Here is a 5,953-nt window from a genome sequence, read left to right on the forward strand (position 1 = left end):
ATGAAGACTCTGCGCAGCTAAAGTCCGAGTAGCAGCAGTGAGACCTGCTCAAATTTGACCCAATAATCAGACTAAAACTTTAGAGTCGAGTGTCAGGATTAATTTCAGCCAACAGCAAATACGACAGCTCAACGTGAAGACTCTCAAACTGGATGATCATTCCATTCTTATGGCTTACAAATCGTCCAGATGTGGTGTATGCGTTGCTTTTAACAGTTCGGGCAGGATCGGAAGACAGAATAAGCGCTACCATCGCCAACCCGGATTCAGTCACACCTCTCGACTTGCAATACAACAGCACTTCTTCATCTGATAGCAACGCAGACTCCTATTTTTTAATTTTGTTATCCTATTTTTCAGATTTCACAATTTTTTTAATCATCTCAACTGCCTTTTCTCAAAACAGAAGTTTGACTTTAAAATCAAGCAGGTGTTATTATGGGCTAATATCCCATACAGATAACTTTTTTATCAATAAAAACAGCAAGTTAAATATTAACTGTATCTAAAGTGTAAATGTTAGGTAAACAGACCTAATACCTTATAATAAGCACAACTTTCAGCTTTTATGCTGAAAGTATAGACTCGTTATGAATATTGACCAGCCAGGCAAGAGCAGGTTCATCAAAACCGTTCGTAGCAACCTCATTTCAGCATTAAAAAAAACACCCTCAACAGAAAGACCCGACTCATTTATGACTCAGTCAGAACTAGCCAGACTGCTACTCATAACTCCTCAACAGCTGTTCAAAATTCTCAATGAAGGGAATCCAACCCTTGGAACGATCTGGCAGATCTGCAACACATTGAGAATTTCACCACAATCACTTTTTGAAGGTACTGAGCTGGAAGACATGAATCGTATAGATCCAAATATTGAGCAGATATTGAAAGACAGGGAAAAGAAACATTAGGTCAGATTACTAGCCATCCAAACAACTCCAGACATATACTTCACTCCAACTCAATAACACCAATATTCAACAAGGATGACAGCTCAACATGAGCCGTTCAAAAATCGCCGCATTTATTGATGTAGAAAACCTTACCCACTGGCTTAAGGAAAAAGGCCCCGAAAAGCTGGTTACAGAGCTCAGCTCGACTGGCCAGCTAATTGTCCGGAAGGCCTATGGTAACTGGAACACTCCTAACATTCAGGGTTTTCAGGCAGACCTGAATCGTCAGGGCTTTGAGCTGATGCACAACTATCATCCCGTTGCCGGAAAAAACTCATCGGATATTCAGTTAACCGTTGATGTAATGGAAAGCGCCCTGCGGCTTACGGATGTAGAATGGTTTGTCCTGGCCACCGGTGACTCTGACTTCTCACCGTTGTTCCGAAGATTAAGGGAGATGGGCAAAGAAGTTATTGGAGTAGGCCCTCGCTCTCCTCTCAGTGAGTCGGTAAAAACATCCTGCACCCGCTATATTTTCACAGACACACCAGAAAGCCTGGATGCTGATACCCGTTCTGAAGAACTGAAAAAAGCCATTGATCTTACCTTGCGTACTCTCAAAACTTTTGATGGCGCAGCTGACTGCTCCGTTTTGAAAACCCGTCTGATCTCAATTGACAGCGCCTTCAATGAAAAAGCCTTTGGATTCACCTCATTTACCGATTTCCTCAAGGATATTGACTCCATAGAAATCAGCCTGCATGAGAAGAGGAAGTGCTGGCAAGCAAGCCTTGCTACTGCTGCTAATAGAGTCACTCCAACTCAACAAACACAGTTACAGCCACCTACACAACCTCAGCCTGACAAAGAAAAACTCGCAGAAACCTATCTTCAGATTCTGAAAAAACTACAATGGCCACAAATTGAAAAAAACACACTCACTAAAGCATTGACCTTGGCAGCCACACTTTCTCCTTTGCCAAGAAAAGATTTCCCTGCCATTCTGGCAAAAACCAGCAAAGGACAAATCTCTGAAACAGATGCAAAAAAGGTAACCAGCTTACTTTATAAAAGTCACCTGCTTGATATCTCTCACACAGATCCGAAAAATAGCCCCGCAACACAGTGCTACCAACTAAAACATAAGAAAAACTATCTTCAGGAAATTGATCAGGCGATGCTTTCCAGACTGCATAATGCCTGTCAAAACAACCAGCAAACCTTGAGCTATGCCGTTGTTCAAACCATGACTTTTAACAAATACCCTCAGGATCTATTCTCGAAATTGTTACAGGATACGCAAGGGGTACCATAGCCTCTTCAACCTCGTAAAAATGATTAAAAAAACCCCAATCATCCAGAAATGAGAGGGGCTATTTCTTAACATTATAAAACTCGGTTAACAGAAGCTGCCCAATAACTCAGGACTTGGGCTTCAGGTAAGGACCGTTTGGTAATTTCGTCGGATCCAGATACAGAACCTGATAATTAGCCTGCTGTGTCAAAGGCAAATAATTAGGAGCAGCCCTGGTAATTGCAGCAGAAACAGCCATCACCACCAAATCAGCCAGAGGATTACCAGAAGAGTTATTCTGTTGCGGTGTGTACTGCATGGTTTTATTGGCAGTCCATAATTCCTCACCGGTCTTACCACTGACAATACGGTAGGTAAAGCTGACCGTCACGGTTGTGCTCAAAACAATATACTGTGCATCCCACTTATTAATGGTCACATACAAAATGGCGTCAGCACCAAACATATTACCCAGTTGAACCGGGTCGGCCGAGTGAACCAGATCGGCATCGTAAAGCCCTTCACCTTCCAGAACCGTCTTTACCGTATTCACCGGAAAAACATAGTACCCTTTCTCGGCTAATGGCACAGAAATGGTGGACAGGAAGTAATTTGGCGCATCAACGTCAACAGACTCATTAACAACCGGTACAACCAGTAATGAGCTGGGGTTCGCCTGCTGAAAAGCACTGAAATCAACCTTTGGGGCCTGGACAGCACAGCCAGCTAACAAGCTGACACCCAGTATAGTCAGCCATTTTTTCACATTGGTAATCATTGTTAACTGTCCTTCTGGCCGTCAGCCTTTGGCTTACTCGTCAGGTTATTAATCATGGCATCCATAAGATGGCGACTTTCAGGCCAGAGATCCCTCTCTCTGGTGTAGTAAATAACAGCTTCATCGGTTTTACCCTGTTGCAACATCAGGGTTCCATACTCCGCATACATACCCGGTGCTACACGACCATTAGCCTCTTCTATCGCCTGCAGCAATTGCTCAGACAACACCGCCAGCTCAGCAGGGTCTTTGTAATAACCATAAAGCCCGGATTCGTACTCACCCCAATGATACAACCCCTGATTGGTCTGACACCCAGCCAGGAACAGAGAACCGGAAACTACCGCCACCGTGATTAGTTTTTTTACGTTCAACATTTAATAGCCACCGATCGCAAATGTCTTACTGACGCCTTCAGCCACGTAGAACTTCTCACTTAGAACCGTCTTACCTGACCGTTGTATTTCCAGAAAATGGGTTCCAGCCTCAATACGCAACCCTGATTTTCCAGCAGAGAATTGAGCCGCAGCTCCCATTTGAATTCCATCCAGTATTACCAAATCACCCTGTCTGGCATCAGTAAACATAATGAACGGCCGGTCATCCAACGCCTGAACATTTTCTGTCGGCGTATTAACACACCCCGTAAGGACAACAAAGGACATGAAAACAGCAAATAATGTAGAAAACTTAAACATTCTGAACAGCCCCATTTATTCAACAATTTCCAGTTTATCCAGACTGTGGCCGTCTAATGATCCGCTGATCACTCGCACGACACTGCCTTCATTATTTTCGTTATCACCAAACGTTGATATCACTTCAACTCTGGCTACCTCAGCACCCGGTAGGGTGACAGTAAAGCCAGTTTGTTTGGATTTAATCTTTTTCCCGGCAGTCATCACACGCAGCTGCTTTCCTGCAGAAAGTCCCTGACTCTGACCACCACTGATGAAAATCTGTCCATCAACAACATCGAGGATATAGGTCTTCCAGGGTCGCTCCATCATTTTCTGGATCATGTCATCGATCACTTCGCTAATGGCTGCGGCAATCGCTTTATCAGTTAATGTACCGTCGTAAGCAGCACGGGAGCCAAAACCGGCAACTGATGCACTTTCCAGCGTTGCTTCACCAGCCCCCGAGGCAGAGAAGAAAGCCTGCCCGGTGTTCACATCCACCAGTCGCAATTCAACTTTTGCATGGGCTAACTGGGTTTTGGTACTACTGAGAAACCCGCTTTCTCCGGTGACATTCCGGCCAAACTCTGTCAGGGAACCAACAACCAGCGTATCCACACCCACCAGCTCACCACCCGCACCGAACATCTGTCTCTCTTGTTCTATACGTGAAAGGTCCGGACGCTCAAAAACCACAAAATTACCGGAATTAATCAAACGGGTTGAGAGCATATCACTCAACTGTTTGCCCAAAGGGTCCATATGATCATCACGCAACAGCGAACGGCCATAATTGGTTTCGTTAGTCATCCTGCCAATGGCGATTTTTCGCTTAAGAGAGAGCGCCTGCCTTTGGGCCAATTCTGTCGCCTTTTTTTGAGCCGCAATCTGTTGCTCCTGACTTACAGGTGCTTCTTTAACTGCCACATGCGGTGTCTGCGTTGCGCAACCAGCCAGAGCAAGAGCGACGGCAACGGTAGCTATTTTTTTCATATCTGGAAAACTTTCAATGTCAGGGGTACGGAAATATATCTGGCAAAAATTTTACAAGATTATTACGAGCAGTTATATCAAAATCAAGTGCAACGGAAATCACGCATATCACCTGTAAATGTACAATCGTACTATCCAAGAATTATCGAAAATTTCACACAAAGCTATCTGGGACCCTGCTCCCCACAGTCAATAAAAGGCTGTGGTACAACCCACGGGCGGTAGCGTCTTTGCGAAAAGCTATCCTTTCAAGTAAAAATAAACAAACGTACTATTATTAACCCGAACAACTCTAAGGCAAGAGACCGCAACTAGGGAAAAATCATGAAATCCCCCGAAGCCATTGAGCCCAATGGCTTCGGGGGATTTCATGATTTTTCCCTATTATCTGGCGTAATCGGGTTATAAGAAAACCGGGGTCGGAAAACTCGGGTCGGAGAACCCGGGTAGGGTCTTGAATCTTGAATTGAGGATATTCTAAAGGTGGAACTGGATTTACTGGATAACGTGGCTTGCTAACCATATGATGACAAAATGCACACATTCACTATACTAACCCTATGAAATGCTTTAACTGGAACCCTGACAAGAATCAGCAGCTGATAAGTCAGCGGGATAAATCCTTTGAAGAGATTATCTTTCATATCCAAAGCGGCGACCTGCTTGATGATATCACCCACCCTAATACGGTGGACTATCCTCACCAGCGGGTGTTTGTGGTCAATGTGCAGGGCTATGTCTGGCTGGTGCCTTATGTAGAGAATGAAAAGGAGATTTTCTTGAAAACCCTGATACCGAGCCGAAAGTTTACCCGCGATTACCTGGGAGGTGATTCATGAAAAAAAACAAGCTGGATCAAGAGGAACAGGCACTTCTGGACGCCTTTGAAGCGGGGGATTATGAGTCTACCCTGACCCCGGAACGCAAAGCGGCACTAGAGAGTGTTGCTAGCGAGAGTTTTAAAAAGGATAAGCGCATCAATATCCGTATCTCCCAACGTGACCTGCTGGCCATTCAGTCCCGTGCCCAGCGTGAAGGTATTCCCTACCAGACGCTGGTCTCCAGCATTATTCACAAGTACCTGTCTGGCTCGTTGCTGGATGTGTCTTCCCGATCCTGATTATGCTGACTCCCGATCCCTCCGCTTCCCTATGGCAGCGGATAAAATTGATGACCAAACATGCAACACGCAAGAACCGCTAAATGACTAACCAGGCATTACTGTAGTGGTCAAGTAAAAATGGACACCTGATTAAGCCGCTTTACTGAATTCCTGTTGCTCAAAGTCCACAGGGCTCACGTAATCAAGATA

The 5,953-nt window shown here is 44.8% G+C and carries 8 protein-coding genes; 4 read left to right on the forward strand and 4 right to left on the reverse strand.

Annotated features, from left to right (window positions below):
- Window positions 1–590 precede the first annotated feature (590 nt).
- Together ACO6VE_RS23640 and ACO6VE_RS23645 are read left to right on the forward strand one after the other, a co-directional pair.
- Window positions 591–914 (forward strand): helix-turn-helix domain-containing protein, encoded by a 324-nt coding sequence (locus tag ACO6VE_RS23640; protein ID WP_422463872.1) that lies wholly within the window; start codon window positions 591–593, stop codon window positions 912–914.
- An 88-nt stretch (window positions 915–1,002) separates the two neighbouring features.
- The gene (locus tag ACO6VE_RS23645; RefSeq protein ID WP_422448545.1) at window positions 1,003–2,211 is read left to right on the forward strand and encodes an NYN domain-containing protein; all 1,209 of its coding nucleotides are present in this window, start codon (window positions 1,003–1,005) and stop codon (window positions 2,209–2,211) included.
- 106 nt (window positions 2,212–2,317) lie between these two features.
- Here ACO6VE_RS23645 and ACO6VE_RS23650 read toward each other — a convergent pair whose 3' ends face one another.
- Genes ACO6VE_RS23650 through ACO6VE_RS23665 form a run of 4 tightly spaced genes read right to left on the reverse strand, consistent with a single transcriptional unit; the run spans window position 2,318 to window position 4,641 of the window.
- Window positions 2,318–2,968, reverse strand: a complete 651-nt coding sequence (locus ACO6VE_RS23650) for a DUF799 domain-containing protein (protein ID WP_422463874.1) — start codon at window positions 2,966–2,968, stop codon at window positions 2,318–2,320.
- Between the two features lie 2 nt (window positions 2,969–2,970).
- A complete protein-coding gene (locus ACO6VE_RS23655) occupies window positions 2,971–3,345 on the reverse strand; it encodes a DUF4810 domain-containing protein (protein ID WP_422448549.1) in 375 nt (124 codons plus the stop codon).
- Window positions 3,346–3,666: a hypothetical protein gene (locus ACO6VE_RS23660; protein WP_422448551.1), complete on the reverse strand. Its 321-nt coding sequence runs from the start codon at window positions 3,664–3,666 to the stop codon at window positions 3,346–3,348. It lies immediately after the preceding gene.
- Window positions 3,667–3,681: 15 nt separating this feature from the next.
- Window positions 3,682–4,641, reverse strand: coding sequence for a CsgG/HfaB family protein (locus tag ACO6VE_RS23665; RefSeq protein WP_422448553.1), 960 nt, complete (start codon window positions 4,639–4,641; stop codon window positions 3,682–3,684).
- Window positions 4,642–5,201: 560 nt separating this feature from the next.
- On the opposite strand from ACO6VE_RS23665, the gene ACO6VE_RS23670 reads away from it, so the two are divergent.
- Together ACO6VE_RS23670 and ACO6VE_RS23675 are read left to right on the forward strand one after the other, a co-directional pair.
- Window positions 5,202–5,480: a hypothetical protein gene (locus ACO6VE_RS23670; protein ID WP_422448555.1), complete on the forward strand. Its 279-nt coding sequence runs from the start codon at window positions 5,202–5,204 to the stop codon at window positions 5,478–5,480.
- Window positions 5,477–5,761, forward strand: a complete 285-nt coding sequence (locus ACO6VE_RS23675) for a CopG family antitoxin (RefSeq protein WP_422448557.1) — start codon at window positions 5,477–5,479, stop codon at window positions 5,759–5,761. The genes ACO6VE_RS23670 and ACO6VE_RS23675 overlap by 4 nt, the downstream gene beginning before the upstream one ends.
- The last annotated feature ends 192 nt before the right edge of the window (window positions 5,762–5,953 follow it).

This window comes from Endozoicomonas sp. ALB115 (assembly GCF_049310245.1).
GTDB lineage: Bacteria > Pseudomonadota > Gammaproteobacteria > Pseudomonadales > Endozoicomonadaceae > Endozoicomonas.